Here is a 524-nt window from a genome sequence, read left to right on the forward strand (position 1 = left end):
GCGGCATCCTGCGCAAAGGCGGCAATGGGGGCTGCCGTGCTCATCAGCAGCGCAAGAGCCGGAGCGGCAAGACCTGACACAAAAGAACGGGGCAGTCTGCTCATTTTACTCAAGATCCTCATCCAAAGGCCCGGTCCTGTTCCCCTGCCGGAGCGGACCGGGCGGGTCCGTGTTGCTGTGTTATCCAGAGGCCCGGCACAAGGCCGAACCGTTAGTCTGTGTCAGTCATCCAGCCGGAAGCGGATGACATATGTCTTGTTCACTTCCCGCACGGGCACACCATTGCGGCTTGCGGGCCGGTAGCGGGCCTTGTGCACGTAATCCAGCGCGGCCTGCGCAAATGCCTGACCACCGGTTACCGCCTGCACACGGCAGTTGCTGGTCATGCCTGTTGTTTCCACATCACACACCACGGTTACGCGGCCTTCAATGTTGTCTTCCTCCATTTCTGGCGGATAGACGGGGCGCACATTGTTCAGCGGCGATGTTCCGGCCGTTGTATCGGGCGAATCATTGGGCGGTGT

Annotated in this window: 1 protein-coding gene; it reads right to left on the reverse strand. The window is 60.7% G+C overall.

Annotation, left to right across the window (positions count from 1 at the left end; all coding sequences use genetic code 11):
- Positions 1-221: 221 nt before the first annotated feature.
- Positions 222-524: energy transducer TonB (locus GOB83_RS14745; RefSeq protein WP_165926638.1), on the reverse strand; the 303-nt coding region annotated here is incomplete at its 5' end.

It is taken from the genome of Acetobacter fabarum (genome assembly GCF_011516925.1).
Classification (GTDB): domain Bacteria; phylum Pseudomonadota; class Alphaproteobacteria; order Acetobacterales; family Acetobacteraceae; genus Acetobacter; species Acetobacter fabarum.